The organism is Citrobacter europaeus (assembly GCF_037482245.1).
In the GTDB taxonomy this organism is placed as follows: Bacteria; Pseudomonadota; Gammaproteobacteria; order Enterobacterales; family Enterobacteriaceae; genus Citrobacter; species Citrobacter europaeus.
This window is the reverse complement of record NZ_CP148084.1, coordinates 4,283,319-4,298,307: the sequence shown is the minus strand read 5'-3', so window position 1 is coordinate 4,298,307 and position 14,989 is coordinate 4,283,319. Positions and strand designations below refer to the sequence as shown.

The 14,989-nt window shown below is 48.9% G+C and carries 14 protein-coding genes; 7 read left to right on the top strand and 7 right to left on the bottom strand.

What is annotated here, in order from left to right:
- Positions 1-59 precede the first annotated feature (59 nt).
- Positions 60-1,367 carry an MFS transporter gene (locus WHR59_RS20115; RefSeq protein WP_338843399.1) on the top strand — a complete coding sequence of 436 codons (1,308 nt, stop codon included), beginning with the start codon at positions 60-62 and terminating at the stop codon, positions 1,365-1,367.
- A 34-nt stretch (positions 1,368-1,401) separates the two neighbouring features.
- Here the strand turns inward: WHR59_RS20115 and satP are convergent, their stop codons facing one another.
- From satP to WHR59_RS20100, 3 genes are all read right to left on the bottom strand, one after another.
- Complete coding sequence (gene satP / locus WHR59_RS20110) at positions 1,402-1,968, bottom strand: acetate uptake transporter (protein WP_006686623.1); 567 nt, start codon at positions 1,966-1,968, stop codon at positions 1,402-1,404.
- Positions 1,969-2,116: 148 nt separating this feature from the next.
- Positions 2,117-2,830, bottom strand: coding sequence for an acidic protein MsyB (msyB, locus tag WHR59_RS20105; RefSeq protein ID WP_075145234.1), 714 nt, complete (start codon positions 2,828-2,830; stop codon positions 2,117-2,119).
- Positions 2,831-2,864: 34 nt separating this feature from the next.
- Positions 2,865-3,269 carry a DUF2541 family protein gene (locus WHR59_RS20100; RefSeq protein ID WP_043018362.1) on the bottom strand — a complete coding sequence of 135 codons (405 nt, stop codon included), beginning with the start codon at positions 3,267-3,269 and terminating at the stop codon, positions 2,865-2,867.
- A gap of 382 nt (positions 3,270-3,651) precedes the next feature.
- Here WHR59_RS20100 and dnaK point away from each other — a divergent pair, with 382 nt between their 5' ends.
- The 3 genes from dnaK to WHR59_RS20085 all read left to right on the top strand — a co-directional run bounded on the left by dnaK (position 3,652) and on the right by WHR59_RS20085 (position 7,367).
- Entirely contained in the window at positions 3,652-5,574 is a 1,923-nt protein-coding gene (gene dnaK, locus WHR59_RS20095) for a molecular chaperone DnaK (protein ID WP_047406333.1), read from the top strand.
- 85 nt (positions 5,575-5,659) lie between these two features.
- Positions 5,660-6,793 carry a molecular chaperone DnaJ gene (gene dnaJ / locus WHR59_RS20090; protein WP_008786151.1) on the top strand — a complete coding sequence of 378 codons (1,134 nt, stop codon included), beginning with the start codon at positions 5,660-5,662 and terminating at the stop codon, positions 6,791-6,793.
- 232 nt (positions 6,794-7,025) lie between these two features.
- Positions 7,026-7,367, top strand: coding sequence for a phage holin family protein (locus WHR59_RS20085; protein WP_080625745.1), 342 nt, complete (start codon positions 7,026-7,028; stop codon positions 7,365-7,367).
- A 61-nt stretch (positions 7,368-7,428) separates the two neighbouring features.
- On the opposite strand, the gene WHR59_RS20080 is transcribed toward WHR59_RS20085, so the two are convergent.
- Together WHR59_RS20080 and WHR59_RS20075 are read right to left on the bottom strand one after the other, a co-directional pair.
- The gene (locus tag WHR59_RS20080; protein WP_043018364.1) at positions 7,429-7,962 is read right to left on the bottom strand and encodes a glycoside hydrolase family 108 protein; all 534 of its coding nucleotides are present in this window, start codon (positions 7,960-7,962) and stop codon (positions 7,429-7,431) included.
- 21 nt (positions 7,963-7,983) lie between these two features.
- Entirely contained in the window at positions 7,984-8,427 is a 444-nt protein-coding gene (locus tag WHR59_RS20075; protein WP_043018365.1) for a winged helix-turn-helix domain-containing protein, read from the bottom strand.
- Positions 8,428-8,806: 379 nt separating this feature from the next.
- Between WHR59_RS20075 and WHR59_RS20070 the strand changes: the two genes are divergently transcribed.
- Complete coding sequence (locus WHR59_RS20070) at positions 8,807-9,763, top strand: LysR family transcriptional regulator (RefSeq protein ID WP_051642788.1); 957 nt, start codon at positions 8,807-8,809, stop codon at positions 9,761-9,763.
- 58 nt (positions 9,764-9,821) lie between these two features.
- Here WHR59_RS20070 and WHR59_RS20065 read toward each other — a convergent pair whose 3' ends face one another.
- Positions 9,822-10,133 (bottom strand): transcriptional regulator, encoded by a 312-nt coding sequence (locus WHR59_RS20065; RefSeq protein ID WP_230586361.1) that lies wholly within the window; start codon positions 10,131-10,133, stop codon positions 9,822-9,824.
- Between the two features lie 633 nt (positions 10,134-10,766).
- Here WHR59_RS20065 and nhaA point away from each other — a divergent pair.
- Entirely contained in the window at positions 10,767-11,933 is a 1,167-nt protein-coding gene (nhaA, locus tag WHR59_RS20060) for a Na+/H+ antiporter NhaA (protein WP_043018366.1), read from the top strand.
- A gap of 38 nt (positions 11,934-11,971) precedes the next feature.
- Positions 11,972-12,865, top strand: a complete 894-nt coding sequence (nhaR, locus tag WHR59_RS20055; protein WP_043018367.1) for a transcriptional activator NhaR — start codon at positions 11,972-11,974, stop codon at positions 12,863-12,865.
- A 54-nt stretch (positions 12,866-12,919) separates the two neighbouring features.
- On the opposite strand, the gene WHR59_RS20050 is transcribed toward nhaR, so the two are convergent.
- Positions 12,920-14,959, bottom strand: coding sequence for a TIM-barrel domain-containing protein (locus WHR59_RS20050; RefSeq protein ID WP_172862676.1), 2,040 nt, complete (start codon positions 14,957-14,959; stop codon positions 12,920-12,922).
- Between the last annotated feature and the right edge of the window lie 30 nt (positions 14,960-14,989).

The window sequence follows — 14,989 nt, the reverse complement described above, 5'->3', positions numbered from 1 at the left end:
TTTTTGCTTTACATATATCGACAGACAGATTCAATTACTCCACTGACTCATGGTTTGCTATGTCACAACACACTCGACCGCTGAATCGCCAGGATTATAAAACCCTTACGCTTGCTGCCCTCGGCGGTGCGCTTGAGTTTTATGATTTCATTATCTTCGTCTTCTTTGCCGCTGTTGTTGGCGAACTCTTCTTTCCGGCAGACATCCCTGAATGGCTACGCCAGGTGCAAACCTTCGGCATTTTTGCGGCCGGATATCTGGCGCGTCCGCTGGGTGGCATTATCATGGCGCACTTTGGCGATCTGGTCGGGCGCAAGAAAATGTTTACCCTGAGCATTTTGCTGATGGCGATACCAACGCTGGCGATTGGGCTATTGCCTACTTACGCCTCAATGGGGATCCTCGCGCCGCTGCTGTTACTGCTGATGCGCATTTTGCAAGGCGCTGCCATCGGCGGAGAAGTGCCGGGCGCGTGGGTGTTCGTGGCCGAGCACGTACCGGAGCGCCGCATCGGTATTGCCTGTGGCACACTAACCGCCGGGCTGACGGTGGGAATTCTGCTGGGGTCGGTAGTTGCGACGCTGGTGAACACCAGCCTGACGCAGCAGGCGGTGCATGACTACGGCTGGCGTATTCCATTCCTGCTGGGGGGCGTATTTGGGCTGGTGGCAATGTACCTGCGCCGCTGGCTGCAGGAGACGCCTATATTCCTCGAAATGCAGCAACGTAAAGCGCTGGCGCAAGAGCTACCGGTGAAGTCGGTGGTGAGCAAACATAAAAAAGCGGTGGTCATTTCCATGCTGCTGACCTGGCTGTTGTCGGCCGGGATTGTGGTGGTGATCCTGATGTCGCCAGTGTGGTTGCAGAAACAGTATGGCTTTGCGCCGGCGTTGACGTTACAAGCCAACAGTGTCGCGACTATTATGCTGTGCGTGGGTTGTCTGCTGGCCGGGTTTATTGTCGACAGGGTCGGCGCCAGCAAAACCTTTGTTGTCGGCAGCCTGCTGTTGGCCTGTTCAAGCTGGTTTTTCTATCACCTGACCGGCAGCCATCCTCAGCACTTGTTCCTGTTGTATGGGCTGGTGGGGTTGTGCGTTGGCGTGGTGGGGGCTGTGCCTTATGTCATGGTTCGAGCGTTTCCGGCGGAAGTCCGCTTTACCGGAATATCCTTCTCTTACAACGTGTCGTACGCCATTTTTGGTGGTCTGACGCCAATCGCCGTGACGATGTTAATGCGCGTGTCGCCAATGGCTCCGGCCTGGTATGTGCTGGCGCTATCGCTGGTGGGGTTAGGTCTGGGAATTTGGCTGCGACAGGATATTTATCATCGCGATTCGAACGTGCAGGCAGAGTTACAGCGCTTGTAAGGAATATCCCCCCGTCAGGGGGGATAACGTCAGATTAGTGCGCTTCACCAATCGGCAGGATGGTACGGCCAAACTGTTCGTTCAGCACTTCACCCATCGCCAGGTAAATGGCGCTTGCGCCACACACTAAGCCAACCCAGCCAGCAACGTGAATGATCGCTTCGTTACCAGCAATGTTGCCAACAGCCAGCAGCGCGAACAGCACCGTCAGGCTCAGGAAGACAAACTGCAACGCACGAGCCGCTTTCAGCGTGCCGAAGAACATGAACAGTGTGAACACGCCCCACAGACCCAGATACACGCCCAGGAACTGACCATTGGTTGCATCCGCCAGGCCCATTTTCGGCATGATCAGGATCGCAACCAGCGTCAGCCAGAACGAACCGTAGGAGGTAAAGGCGGTTAAACCGAAGGTGTTGCCTTTTTTATATTCCAGCAGACCGGCAAAAATTTGCGCGATACCGCCGTAGAAAATGCCCATCGCCAGAATAATAACGTCAAAGGCGAAGAAACCCGCGTTGTGCAGGTTAAGCAGAATGGTGGTCATGCCAAAGCCCATCAGGCCCAGCGGTGCCGGATTAGCCAACTTAGTGTTGCCCATAATTCCTCAAAATCATCATTGATTGAATGGTGAAATAGTTTCCCCGAATAACGATCGCAGTCTTCGGGGCGCGGCATGATAATCAGGGGAGAGGGCACTGTCTATGATCTAACGAAGGGAAAATGAATTATTTTCCCTGTGATGGGCATCACGCTTGCGCGTGGGCGATCATTCTGCGCAGGCAGGCGATTTGAAGTACCGCCGGAATCGTCACGCGATAGGCGCTGCCGCTCACCGCTTTAACTCCGTTTAATGCGGCGCCGACCGGGCCGCCAAGTCCGGCTCCACGCAGTAATCCGTGTCCGATGACGCTGACGGCGGCGTGTGTTCTTAGGATCTTGCTAAGCTGGCTGGAGAGCAGGTGAGATACACCTGTCGCCAGATGACGGTCCTTCATTAATAGTGGCAAAAGTTCTTCCAGTTCAGAGACTTTTGCATCAACGGCCTGTAAAAAAGTCCGCTTGTGTTCCGTATCCATTTTTTGCCAGGCATTACGTAAAAAGTGTTCCAGCAGATATTGTTCAATTTCGAATGTGGACATCTCTTTGTCGGTTTTCAGCTTCAGACGCTTCGAAACATCCAGCAAAATCGCCCGATACAGTTTTCCATGGCCGCGGAGTTTATTGGCAATGCTGTCGCCGCCATAATGCTGAAGCTCGCCGGCAATCAGCTGCCAGTTGCGGCGATGTTGTTCCGGGTGTCCTTCCATCGATTTAAATAAATCGTTGTGGTTTAGTACGCTCGACAGACGGGCTTTCCCTTTTTCATTATGCGTGAGCAGGCGGGTAATATTGGCGAGTTGCTCCTCACTACAATGCTGAAGAAAGTCGAGGTCGTCGTCATTCAAATACGTGACATTCATGTTTTCTATGGCTTCTGAATAAAAGTGTGCGGAATTAGTCGTCGCCGATGATTTTCAGCGTCGCCATATCAGAGGAGTTCACCGTATGGCCGGAGAAGGTGATTTTTTTGACGCAGCGCTTATTGTCGTTGTCACTATTAATGTTGATCCAGTTGGTCGTTTGCCCTTCTTTGATGGAGGAAGGCACATTCAGACTTTGGCTGGACATGCGGGCAGCCTTGAAATAAACAGATGCGCCACTGAGCTGTAAATCACCATGATCGGCCGTGAGTTGAATGCGTTTCACCACGCGACAAACGGGAAGTTTTAGGGTCAGATCGTTGGTTTCGTTACGGGGCATGGCAATCATACCCAAAACTTTATGATCGTTAGCGTGCGCGGCGCTGCTCAGCAGCAGGCCCATAAACAGGCTGGCGGAAAGGGTTAACGAGGATTTCATGGGATTTCTCTTTGACGGCTGCAAAAGTGCGTGACTTCAGAGCATCTTACCGCCGTCGGAAAAATGATTCATGCTCGTAATCTTTTCTTTTTATTACAATTTTTATGTGAATGGCTTTATTTATTTAATTGCTGGTGTGAATTAATTCTGGTTGGAAACTATTCATTTTTTATCTTTTAGCCTTTTTTCTGTGATTTTATTGCCACAAGGCTAAAAAAAATTTTCATTCCCCCCTTGATGAAGTGGGTTACGACCCCATCTTGTAGACAACCGCAGTGGTGAGTCTGAAAAAAAACGATTCAGGGTAGTTGAAACCGCACGTTTCGCCCTTATTACAGATTCACAACCACATGATGACCGAATTTTTAGTGGAGACGTTTAGATGGGTAAAATTATTGGTATCGACCTGGGTACTACCAACTCTTGTGTAGCGATTATGGATGGCACTACTGCACGTGTGCTGGAGAACGCCGAGGGCGATCGCACCACGCCTTCTATCATTGCTTATACCCAGGATGGTGAAACTCTGGTTGGTCAGCCGGCTAAACGTCAGGCAGTGACAAACCCGCAAAACACCCTGTTTGCGATTAAACGCCTGATTGGCCGCCGCTTCCAGGACGAAGAAGTACAGCGTGATGAAGCCATCATGCCGTACAAAATCATCGGTGCTGACAACGGTGATGCATGGATTGACGTAAAAGGTCAGAAAATGGCACCGCCGCAGATTTCTGCTGAAGTGCTGAAAAAAATGAAGAAAACGGCTGAAGATTACCTGGGTGAACCGGTAACTGAAGCGGTTATCACCGTACCTGCATACTTTAACGATGCTCAGCGTCAGGCAACCAAAGACGCCGGTCGTATCGCAGGTCTGGAAGTAAAACGTATCATCAACGAACCGACCGCAGCCGCGCTGGCTTACGGTCTGGATAAAGAAGTCGGCAACCGTACTATCGCGGTTTATGACCTCGGTGGTGGTACTTTCGATATCTCTATTATCGAAATCGACGAAGTTGACGGCGAAAAAACCTTCGAAGTTCTGGCAACCAACGGTGATACCCACCTGGGCGGTGAAGACTTCGACAGCCGTATGATCAACTACCTGGTTGACGAATTTAAGAAAGATCAGGGTATCGACCTGCGTAACGACCCGCTGGCGATGCAGCGTCTGAAAGAAGCCGCTGAGAAAGCGAAGATCGAACTGTCTTCCGCTCAGCAGACCGACGTGAACCTGCCGTACATCACTGCAGACGCGACCGGTCCGAAACACATGAACATCAAAGTGACCCGTGCGAAACTGGAAAGCCTGGTTGAAGACCTGGTTAACCGTTCTATCGAGCCGCTGAAAGTCGCTCTGCAGGACGCTGGTCTGTCTGTTTCCGACGTTCAGGACGTTATCCTGGTCGGTGGTCAGACTCGTATGCCGATGGTACAGAAGAAAGTTGCTGAATTCTTCGGTAAAGAGCCGCGTAAAGACGTTAACCCGGACGAAGCAGTGGCAATCGGTGCTGCCGTTCAGGGTGGTGTATTGACCGGTGATGTGAAAGACGTGCTGCTGCTGGACGTTACCCCGCTGTCTCTGGGTATCGAAACCATGGGTGGCGTAATGACTCCACTGATCGCGAAAAACACCACTATCCCGACCAAGCACAGCCAGGTGTTCTCTACCGCTGAAGACAACCAGTCTGCGGTAACCATCCACGTGCTGCAGGGTGAACGTAAACGTGCCGCTGATAACAAAGATCTGGGTCAATTTAACCTGGATGGTATCAGCCCGGCTCCGCGCGGTATGCCGCAGATCGAAGTGACTTTTGACATCGATGCCGACGGTATCCTGCACGTTTCCGCGAAAGACAAAAACAGCGGTAAAGAGCAGAAGATCACCATCAAGGCTTCTTCTGGTCTGAACGAAGAAGAAATTCAGAAAATGGTTCGCGAAGCAGAAGCGAACGCAGAATCTGACCGTAAGTTTGAAGAGCTGGTTCAGACCCGTAACCAGGGTGACCATCTGCTGCACAGCACTCGTAAGCAGGTTGAAGAAGCAGGCGACCAACTGCCGGCTGATGACAAAACTGCCATTGAGTCTGCACTGTCCGCGCTGGAAACTTCTCTGAAAGGCGAAGACAAAGCAGATATCGAAGCGAAAATGCAGGCGCTGGCACAGGTTTCCCAGAAACTGATGGAAATCGCTCAGCAGCAGCACGCACAGCAGCAGGCTGGCGCAGCAGGCGCTGATGCTTCTGCAAACAACGCGAAAGATGACGACGTTGTCGACGCCGAGTTTGAAGAAGTGAAAGACAAAAAATAATCGCCCTTTGAACGGGTAATTACTGGCACGGGCGAAGAGGTTTCCTCTCCGCCCGTGCACGCATGTTAGGGGCAGATAAAAAGAGATGGCTAAGCAAGACTATTACGAGATTTTAGGCGTTTCCAAATCAGCGGAAGAGCGTGAAATCAAAAAGGCCTACAAGCGCCTGGCCATGAAATATCACCCGGACCGCAACCAGGGTGATAAAGAGGCCGAAGCCAAGTTTAAAGAGATCAAAGAAGCGTACGAGATCCTGACCGATGCGCAAAAACGTGCGGCTTACGATCAGTACGGCCATGCAGCGTTTGAGCAAGGCGGCATGGGCGGCGGCGGCGGTTTTGGCGGCGGGGCTGACTTCAGCGATATCTTTGGTGACGTGTTTGGCGATATCTTTGGCGGCGGTCGTGGTCGTCAGCGCGCCTCACGTGGTGCTGATTTACGTTACAACATGGATCTCACTCTGGAAGAAGCCGTGCGTGGCGTCACCAAAGAGATCCGTATTCCGACGCTGGAAGAGTGTGATGTCTGCCACGGCAGCGGTGCGAAGGCAGGGACTCAGCCGCAGACCTGTCCAACCTGTCACGGTTCCGGTCAGGTACAGATGCGTCAGGGCTTTTTTGCCGTACAGCAGACCTGTCCACACTGTCAGGGTCGCGGTACGCTGATCAAAGATCCGTGCAACAAATGCCACGGTCATGGTCGCGTTGAGAAAAGCAAAACGCTGTCCGTTAAGATCCCGGCAGGGGTTGATACCGGCGACCGTATTCGTTTAGCGGGTGAAGGTGAAGCCGGTGAACATGGTGCGCCAGCGGGTGATTTGTATGTTCAGGTGCAGGTGAAACAGCACCCAATTTTCGAACGTGAAGGCAATAACCTGTACTGCGAAGTACCGATTAACTTTGCGATGGCAGCGCTGGGCGGCGAAATTGAAGTCCCGACGTTGGACGGTCGCGTGAAGTTAAAAATTCCGGGCGAAACGCAAACTGGCAAACTTTTCCGCATGCGTGGAAAGGGCGTCAAGTCTGTACGCGGTGGCGCTCAGGGCGATCTGCTGTGCCGCGTGGTGGTTGAAACCCCAGTGGGCCTGAACGACAAGCAGAAGCAACTGCTCAAAGATCTGCAGGACAGCTTTGGCGGCCCGACCGGCGAGCAAAACAGTCCGCGCTCTAAAAGCTTCTTCGATGGTGTGAAGAAGTTCTTCGACGATCTGACGCGCTAAGCTTCAGTGTTGAACTCCTCTGAACCTGGGCAAATAGCCCAGGTTTTTTTATCCTCAACGTAATGCCTAATTCGCTATCGATTTTCATGCCTTAATGCCGTGCATGAGAAATATCATTTCTCTTCTTTGATACGCTGTGCTGACAGATGATGCACTGTGATTTTTCTCATCTTATTAATGCGCATAAACTCCAGCTGTAAACACTATTTCGCTAAAAACTGGAGTGTTAATCATGGCTATTTCAAATCATTTAGCTACGTCTGAAGTTGTGCTGCTGGAACTGGAAGTGTTAATGACGGTAATTGCAATTGGCGCCTGGGGAGGTGTAGTCAGCTTTCTGCTGAGAAAAGAAAATAGAGAAAAACGAAGTATTTTCGATAAAATCAGGTATTGCTTAACACAGATGGTTATTTCGTGTTTTACCAGCTTCCTGTTGAGTGCTCTGGCGATTGAAAAAGAGCTCAGCTTTAATATGGTGTTATTGGCCGCTGGCCTTGGTGGTGTCTTTGCTGGACCCATTCTGAAGGTTCTTGGAGATAAGATAAAACGTATGCTTGATAATGCGAAAGCTTAAATATTCTTTTATTCTTTAAGCAGGCTCCTCCATGAGCCGGGGGATAACATAATTGAGTATGTTATGAGACTCGATTTTTCATCCAGCCATAAATAAATTCTTCATTTTGTTGGTTTTTCTCGGCGAGACTCAGATACCAGGCCCCCTGGCTACAATTTAGCGCTTTCACCAATACCTCCTCACCTTCTTTGCCACGTACGGTCAGGTAATATTGCAGCGTTGCCATGGTGTATGGGCCGATTTTTCCGTCCACGACAATATCCTGATAGCTTCTCTCTTCTCGGTTGAGAACATTTAACCAGCGCTGTAACCATAAAACAGGATGATGTTGTCCAATGTTGACTGCCGCATCACATAGCTCAAATGCAATAGATTCGGATAGGTTTGCAACATCTTTAAACCCTGGTTTAATCCAGTAATCCTCTTCGAGGATAGCGTAGGCTTCGCTGCGAGTTAAATCTCGCATATCATTCAAGAACCCATGTTTACGGGCGGTTGCCTCAGTAATTCCCCAGTTGGTTGCACCACCTTTGTCTTTCGGGTTATCAACATAACCCCCTTCCAGTATCAAAATGTTCTCCAGAGTCTTATTCATGATGCGTTTTCCCCAATTGGCCTACATATATCTGACAAGTGCGAATGAAATTGTGAGCAATAAAGTGATTAGAAATATTGCCTGTAATGTTTTATTTTTTATTGCTGGTGAGGTATAGCTGGTTGGGGTATCATTGAAAGTGATATTAATATCATCATTAATTTTTAATCCTTGGCGTGGCAATGTTGTGAACAATTCGTCCAAACCAATTTGTTTTAAATCACGACGTAACAGATAAAGCAGTTGGGTCAGGCTGGCGTCACTGATAAATTTCCCTTTTTGCCCCCAGACGGCTTCTGTGACCATCTCGCGCGTAATCAGATCTCGCTTTGCATTGCGAAGCAAAAAGCTTAAGCATTGTGCCCGCATATGCGTCATTTTTATTATCGTTTTATCTTGTAATGATGTGATTTCTCGTAATGACTCATTATAAATAATCGTATCGTTGATTTTATACTGTTTCATTAATTTATTGCGCCTCACTAACATAATAAGAAAATACAGGTTATCAGTATTTAATATGCCGCCTGTAAATCCACTCGTTGGTTAATATCAGACTTTAGGCTAGATTAAGTCCTGAGTGTTGAGAAATCATTTATTGTTAATTTAGATAAACAACAATTGTGATAATGTTTTTATCTTTTTTTATTACGGTTGATGTGCGTTTTTTGTACATGCATTTACGCTATGAATCTTGATGGCGAGTCTGATACTTATAAAGTAGGTAATTACAATAGTATTGTTTATTTATAACTTGTTATCTGGTAATTTTATTGTAATAAATTATCCCCGAAGGTAATCTGTTGCCGCGATAAAATTTTCATATTGATACAGGGATACGTGAATGGTTGTTGGAAAGAAACATTACCAAAATCTTGATTTCAACCTGATTAAAGTATTTGATGCTGTTATCACGGAGGGAAATGCAACCCGGGCAGCTCAAAAATTGGAGGTGACGCCAGCGGCGGTTTCTCATGCTCTTGTCAGGCTGCACACCATCTATGACGAAGATCTCTTTATCAGAACCCGAGATGGTCTGGTGCCAACTGTGGCAGGAAAAGATTTGCACCAGGTGTTTCGGCAAGTTATTTCTGCTATCGATGCAACCCTCAATAGCCAACATCACGCCAAAGAAGATAATGAGATCATTATTTTAGGGGGTGATATTATTGAGAGTTACTACTTTTCTGTATTTAATGATTGCGATTTATTCAGTAATTATATTATTAACCACTACTCAGCCAGGAAAAATGAAAAAAACGCGTTAAGTACGATGCTGATAAAGGGACGTATCGATATTTCTTTTGGTCTCACAGCCATTGAACATCATTTGGTAGATGTTCATCTTATTGATTATATTGAAGACTATGTGTGCATATGTGGTAGTCATAATTTACTGTATGAGTTAGATGCACTGTCGCTGCATAATTTCTATGCCAGTAAACATGCAATGTATCATACGGATATCTTTACCCCAGCAGCGGCGGACGTGGTTGATTTGTATGAGAACACAGTTTTTTGCAAAGGACGCAGGAATGCGGGTTATCATAGTGATTCATTAGTTGGGGTTTTTAATGTTGTGGAACGAAGCGATATGATTGCGCTGGTACCTTTAAATTATGCTTTGTATTTTCGTGATGTCAGAAATTACAAAGTGAAAATTATGCGACCACCCAGTGAGTTTTCATTTAAAAAAATGCCTGTCTATGCCTGCATATCTGTTAAAAGTGAGCGTTATCAAGTAGCAAAAGATTTTATTCTATTACTGCAATCTATTCTTGATAAAAATAAAATGTCATGACATATCCCTATGTCCATTATGAGATGCCTGTTATAGGTTCTAATGATTGACCCAGTGATTAATGAATGAATATGAATGCCAGAACGGAGAAAATAATTAACACAGTAATAAATAGTATGTTTTTACACAACCGCTGATGAAGCCATAATTTTTTCACCGGTTTATTGATAATGATGTCAGCATTAACTTTTACACCTAGCCTCGGGATGGTAGAGAAAAAATCATGCAGACCACATTCTCTGAGATCTCTACGCAATAAATATAATAGCTGAGTCAGGTTTGCGTCGTTCACAAACTGGCAGCGTTCTCCCCATAGAGCCTGCGCAAGCTGTTTCTTGTGAATAACTTCCTCGTGTGAATTTTGGATCATATATCTTAGACATCTTACCCTCATACTTGTCATTATTAATCTATCTGAGCTTTTCAGATTTTTGATTTCATGAGTTTTATCATCATAAGTACATTGATTGTTGATTGTATATATGGTCATGATTCTATTTACCATTGGTTTCCTGTGGGTTCTGCATCGTAGGCGGAGATTTTGTATTCTTCAATAGATGAGAATTGTCTGCACTATGAATTATTTTAATATAGAGCGTTTAATCACGGTTTATGGCGGGAGTTGAGCGTAGCTAATATTCTGTTTTTAGTGGAAGTTGTAATAAAAAGCAATTGCTGTGCTTTTAGTTGTCGTTATTGATTGTGCCAACTTGCCTATACTCTCTATGGCAAATGACCGATATTAAATATTATTAATAAATAGTCGATATCAAGAATAGGTTGATGTTCTGTTGAAACGACGCAGAGCTTCACAAACTCATGGCCAAGGCCAGGTGAGATTTGAAGCATGATCTCGCGCATTGTCCTGCCAGGCACGTTGCCTGAGCAATGAAGATATCATCGTAAAAACCGACCTATTCATCATGAATAATCTAATTTTAACGAGCTTTTTGAGGGTGTAAGATAGTATTTACGAAGTATTCACCCAATAGAGAGAATAAAAGTGAAACATCTGCATCGTTTTTTTAGTAGTGACGCCTCGGGGGGCATCATTCTGATCATCGCTGCCGTGGTCGCTATGCTGATGGCAAATATCGGGGTGACCAGTGGATGGTACCACGCCTTTCTGGAAACGCCCGTTCAACTAAGGGTTGGCGCGCTTGAGATCAACAAAAATATGCTGCTGTGGATCAACGACGCGTTGATGGCGGTGTTTTTCCTGTTGATTGGTCTGGAAGTGAAGCGCGAGTTGATGCAAGGTTCACTGGCCAGCCTGCGTCAGGCGGCGTTTCCGATCATTGCCGCAATCGGGGGCATGATTGTCCCGGCGCTGCTGTATCTGGCATTCAACTATGCCGACCCTGTCACCCGTGAGGGGTGGGCTATCCCGGCGGCAACGGATATCGCTTTTGCATTAGGCGTGCTGGCGCTGTTGGGCAGTCGTGTTCCACTGGCGTTGAAAATTTTCCTGATGGCGCTGGCGATTATCGATGACCTCGGCGCTATCGTCATCATCGCGCTGTTCTATACCAGCGATCTCTCGCTGTTGTCGCTGGGCGTAGCCGCGTGCGCGATCCTCGTTCTGGCGGCATTGAATCTGTGCGGTGTAAGACGCACCGGTATTTATATTCTGGTTGGCGTAGTGTTGTGGACGGCCGTACTGAAGTCAGGCGTGCATGCGACGCTGGCGGGCGTGATCGTCGGCTTCTTCATTCCGTTGAAGGAAAAACACGGGCGTTCACCGGCGAAGCGACTGGAGCATGTTCTGCACCCGTGGGTGGCATACCTGATCCTGCCGCTGTTTGCCTTCGCTAACGCGGGCGTTTCATTGCAGGGCGTTACTGTTGATGGACTGACCTCGGTGTTACCGCTGGGGATCATTGCCGGCCTGTTGATCGGCAAACCGCTGGGTATCAGCCTGTTTTGCTGGCTGGCGTTACGCCTTAAGGTGGCGCAATTGCCGGAGGGAACGAACTTCCAGCAAATTATGGCGGTCGGCATTCTGTGCGGCATTGGCTTTACGATGTCAATTTTCATCGCCAGCCTGGCGTTTGGGAACGTCGATCCTGAGCTGATTAACTGGGCGAAATTGGGGATCCTGATCGGTTCCTTGCTGTCGGCGGTAATAGGTTTCTGCTGGTTACGCACCCGGTTGAACGCGTCAGCCTGACGGGATAACCCTTTTGTGACAATTTTCAGGGAGTGAGTATGTCTCATATAAACTACAACCACCTGTACTACTTTTGGCATGTCTATAAAGAAGGTTCGGTGGTTGGCGCTGCAGAAGCACTTTATCTGACGCCGCAAACCATTACCGGACAGATTAAAGCGCTTGAGGAACGTTTGCAGGGAAAGCTATTCAAGCGCAAGGGGCGTGGGCTGGAGCCAAGCGAGTTAGGCGAATTAGTTTTTCGTTATGCGGATAAGATGTTCACGTTAAGCCAGGAAATGCTGGATATCGTGAACTACCGCAAAGAGTCGAATTTACTGTTCGATGTCGGTGTGGCAGATGCGTTGTCCAAACAGCTGGTCAGCAGCGTGCTGGATGCCGCAGTTGTTGAAGATGAACAAATCCATTTGCGCTGTTTTGAATCAACGCACGAGATGCTGCTTGATCAGCTGAGCCAACATAAGCTGGATATGATCATCTCCGACTGCCCGATCGATTCAACGCAGCAGGAAGGGTTATTCTCTGTGCGGATTGGCGAATGCAGCGTGAGTTTTTGGTGCACCCAGCCGCTGCCTGAGAAACCATTCCCGGCTTGTCTGGAAGAGCGTCGATTGTTAATCCCCGGGCGTCGTTCGATGCTCGGGCGTAAGCTGCTGAACTGGATTAACTCACAAGGACTGAACGTTGAAATCCTCGGCGAGTTTGACGACGCCGCGCTGATGAAAGCGTTTGGCGCAACGCACAACGCTATATTTGTTGCGCCTACGCTCTATTCGCACAATTTCTATGCCGATGATTCTATTGTTGAAATTGGACGCGTAGAGAATGTGATGGAGGAGTATCACGCCATATTTGCGGAAAGAATGATCCAGCATCCGGCGGTGCAGCGTATTTGCAATGCGGACTACTCGGCATTATTTAAGCTGCAGTAAGCCAGAACGTCATAATCCTTCCGGCTGCGGTGGTTGCCCGCAGCCGGAATCAATCTACAGCCTTAACAAACCCCGGTACTGACCATCTTCGCGGATAAATACCGGTATTCTGTTCAGTGGTGCGGCATAGCGCAGCGTTTGCCCTCCAGAATAACTTTCGCCGGTCGCAAGATCCGTCCATGTTTCCCCTTCTGGTAGCCAAACGTCACGCTCGCGCATACCTTCATGCATGACCGGCGCAATCAGCAGGTCGGGGCCAAAACAGTATTGATCGGTAATCTCCCAACTTGTTGTCTGTTCTGGGAATTCAAAAAACAGGGTGCGCATTACCGGCGCATTGCGTTCGTGCGTTTCCGCCATTACCGCTTTGATGTACGGCTTTAACTTTTCACGCAACGTCAGACAGCCGGTCAACACTTCGCACACCTCTTCACCATAGCTCCACACTTCGTTCGCCGCACCGGTCGGACACTGGGCAATACCATCACGGTAAGGATGTTCTGGTAAAATCTGCGGATCGCGGTTGCCGTGCAGGCGCATCACCGGGCTAAAGACGCCCCACTGGAACCAGCGAATCAGCAACTCATGGAATTTGGGGTCGTGAATATTACCGCCATGAAAACCACCGATATCCGTTGTCCACCACGGTATCCCCGCGATCCCCATATTGAGTCCGGCGGCAAACTGATTGCGTAGCGATCGAAACGAAGAGTGAATATCACCGGACCAGACCAGCGCGCCATATTTCTGGCTGCCGGCCCAGGCGCAGCGCAGCAGGTTTATAACCTGGTCTTCGCCATCGGCTTTCATACCATCAAAAAAAGTTTTGGCGTACATTCGTGGGTAGATATTACCCACTTCCAGTACCGGCCCGGCGTAATAGCGATAGTTGTCGTAATCGTAAACGCTGAATTCAGGTTCGGCTTCATCTAGCCAGAAGAGCGTTACGCCTTTATCGTAATAGTTGCGCTTAGCTTTACCCCAGACGTAATCGCGCGCACCAGGATGGGTGGCGTCAAAAAACGTCGTGTTGCCGAGGAAATCCATATTGATCGGCAATCCGCGTTCCGTTTGCACCAGCCAGCCGTTTTCGCGCATCTCCCGATAGCTCTCGGTGCGATTATCCACCGTCGGCCAGACGGAGACCATCAGCTCAATACCCAGTGATTTTAGTTCGGCGATCATGGCGTCGGGATCGGGCCAGTCGCGCGGGTCAAACATCCAGTCACCCTGGTTAGGCCAGTGGAAGAAATCAATAACGATAACCGAGATGGGCAGGTTGCGTTGTTTATATTCGCGGGCGACCGCCAGCAGCTCTTCCTGGGTTCGATAGCGGAGTTTACACTGCCAGAAGCCCATGGCGTAATCCGGCATCATCGGCGGTGTGCCGGTAGCGAGCGCGTAAGCCTGGCTGATTTCCGCAGGGGTATCGCCAGCGGTGATCCAGTAGTCCAGTTGTTCGCTGACCTGAGCTTCCCATTCGGTTACGTTGTGAGCGAACGTTACGCGACCCACTGCCGGGTTGTTCCATAAAAATCCGTAGCCTAGGCTTGAGAGCATAAACGGTACAGAGGCCTGGGAGTTACGCTGTGCCAGTTCCAGAACGCATCCTTTGAGATCCAAATTGGCCTGCTGATACTGGCCCATGCCATAGATTTTTTCCCCTTCGGCGGCTTCGAAGCGGGCTTTAATCGAATATTTTCCTCCCGGAATAGGGCGGAACTCGCGCCCCTCCAGGTTTAGCGCGCTGACGTACTGCCCGTGTGAAGACTCGTCCTCGCCGATTTCACCCCGCAGACGCCAGAACTCCTGTAACAGAGGCTTATGCGGATGGCGGTAAAAGGAGACCTGCCCTTTTTGATTGACGATAGCGGTGATTTTACCGTTGGTCAGCGTCGCCTGGTGGTGCTCATAAACTATGTGGCAGAGGCTTTCTGCGACGGGCTCATTCAATGCCCAGTCTTCATTTCTCATTACCGCGAGATGACGACCGCTGCGTACGCGCAGACTGTTCTCGCCCCAGGGTTCAATCCACAAATAGCGATCGTTTTGCTGCCAGACCAGACGACGCGGATCATGTTGCACAAATGGCATGGTGGTGCCTCCCGTATTTCGAGGGTGAAG

Excerpts from the sequence above, each read along its gene's own strand:
- WHR59_RS20115 (WP_338843399.1), top strand. The coding sequence starts at position 60 with ATGTCACAACACACTCGACCGCTGAATCGCCAGGATTATAAAACCCTT.
- satP (WP_006686623.1), bottom strand. The coding sequence starts at position 1,968 with ATGGGCAACACTAAGTTGGCTAATCCGGCACCGCTGGGCCTGATGGGC.
- msyB (WP_075145234.1), bottom strand. The coding sequence starts at position 2,830 with ATGAATGTCACGTATTTGAATGACGACGACCTCGACTTTCTTCAGCAT.
- WHR59_RS20100 (WP_043018362.1), bottom strand. The coding sequence starts at position 3,269 with ATGAAATCCTCGTTAACCCTTTCCGCCAGCCTGTTTATGGGCCTGCTG.
- dnaK (WP_047406333.1), top strand. The coding sequence starts at position 3,652 with ATGGGTAAAATTATTGGTATCGACCTGGGTACTACCAACTCTTGTGTA.
- dnaJ (WP_008786151.1), top strand. The coding sequence starts at position 5,660 with ATGGCTAAGCAAGACTATTACGAGATTTTAGGCGTTTCCAAATCAGCG.
- WHR59_RS20085 (WP_080625745.1), top strand. The coding sequence starts at position 7,026 with ATGGCTATTTCAAATCATTTAGCTACGTCTGAAGTTGTGCTGCTGGAA.
- WHR59_RS20080 (WP_043018364.1), bottom strand. The coding sequence starts at position 7,962 with ATGAATAAGACTCTGGAGAACATTTTGATACTGGAAGGGGGTTATGTT.
- WHR59_RS20075 (WP_043018365.1), bottom strand. The coding sequence starts at position 8,427 with ATGAAACAGTATAAAATCAACGATACGATTATTTATAATGAGTCATTA.
- WHR59_RS20070 (WP_051642788.1), top strand. The coding sequence starts at position 8,807 with ATGGTTGTTGGAAAGAAACATTACCAAAATCTTGATTTCAACCTGATT.
- WHR59_RS20065 (WP_230586361.1), bottom strand. The coding sequence starts at position 10,133 with ATGATCCAAAATTCACACGAGGAAGTTATTCACAAGAAACAGCTTGCG.
- nhaR (WP_043018367.1), top strand. The coding sequence starts at position 11,972 with ATGTCTCATATAAACTACAACCACCTGTACTACTTTTGGCATGTCTAT.
- WHR59_RS20050 (WP_172862676.1), bottom strand. The coding sequence starts at position 14,959 with ATGCCATTTGTGCAACATGATCCGCGTCGTCTGGTCTGGCAGCAAAAC.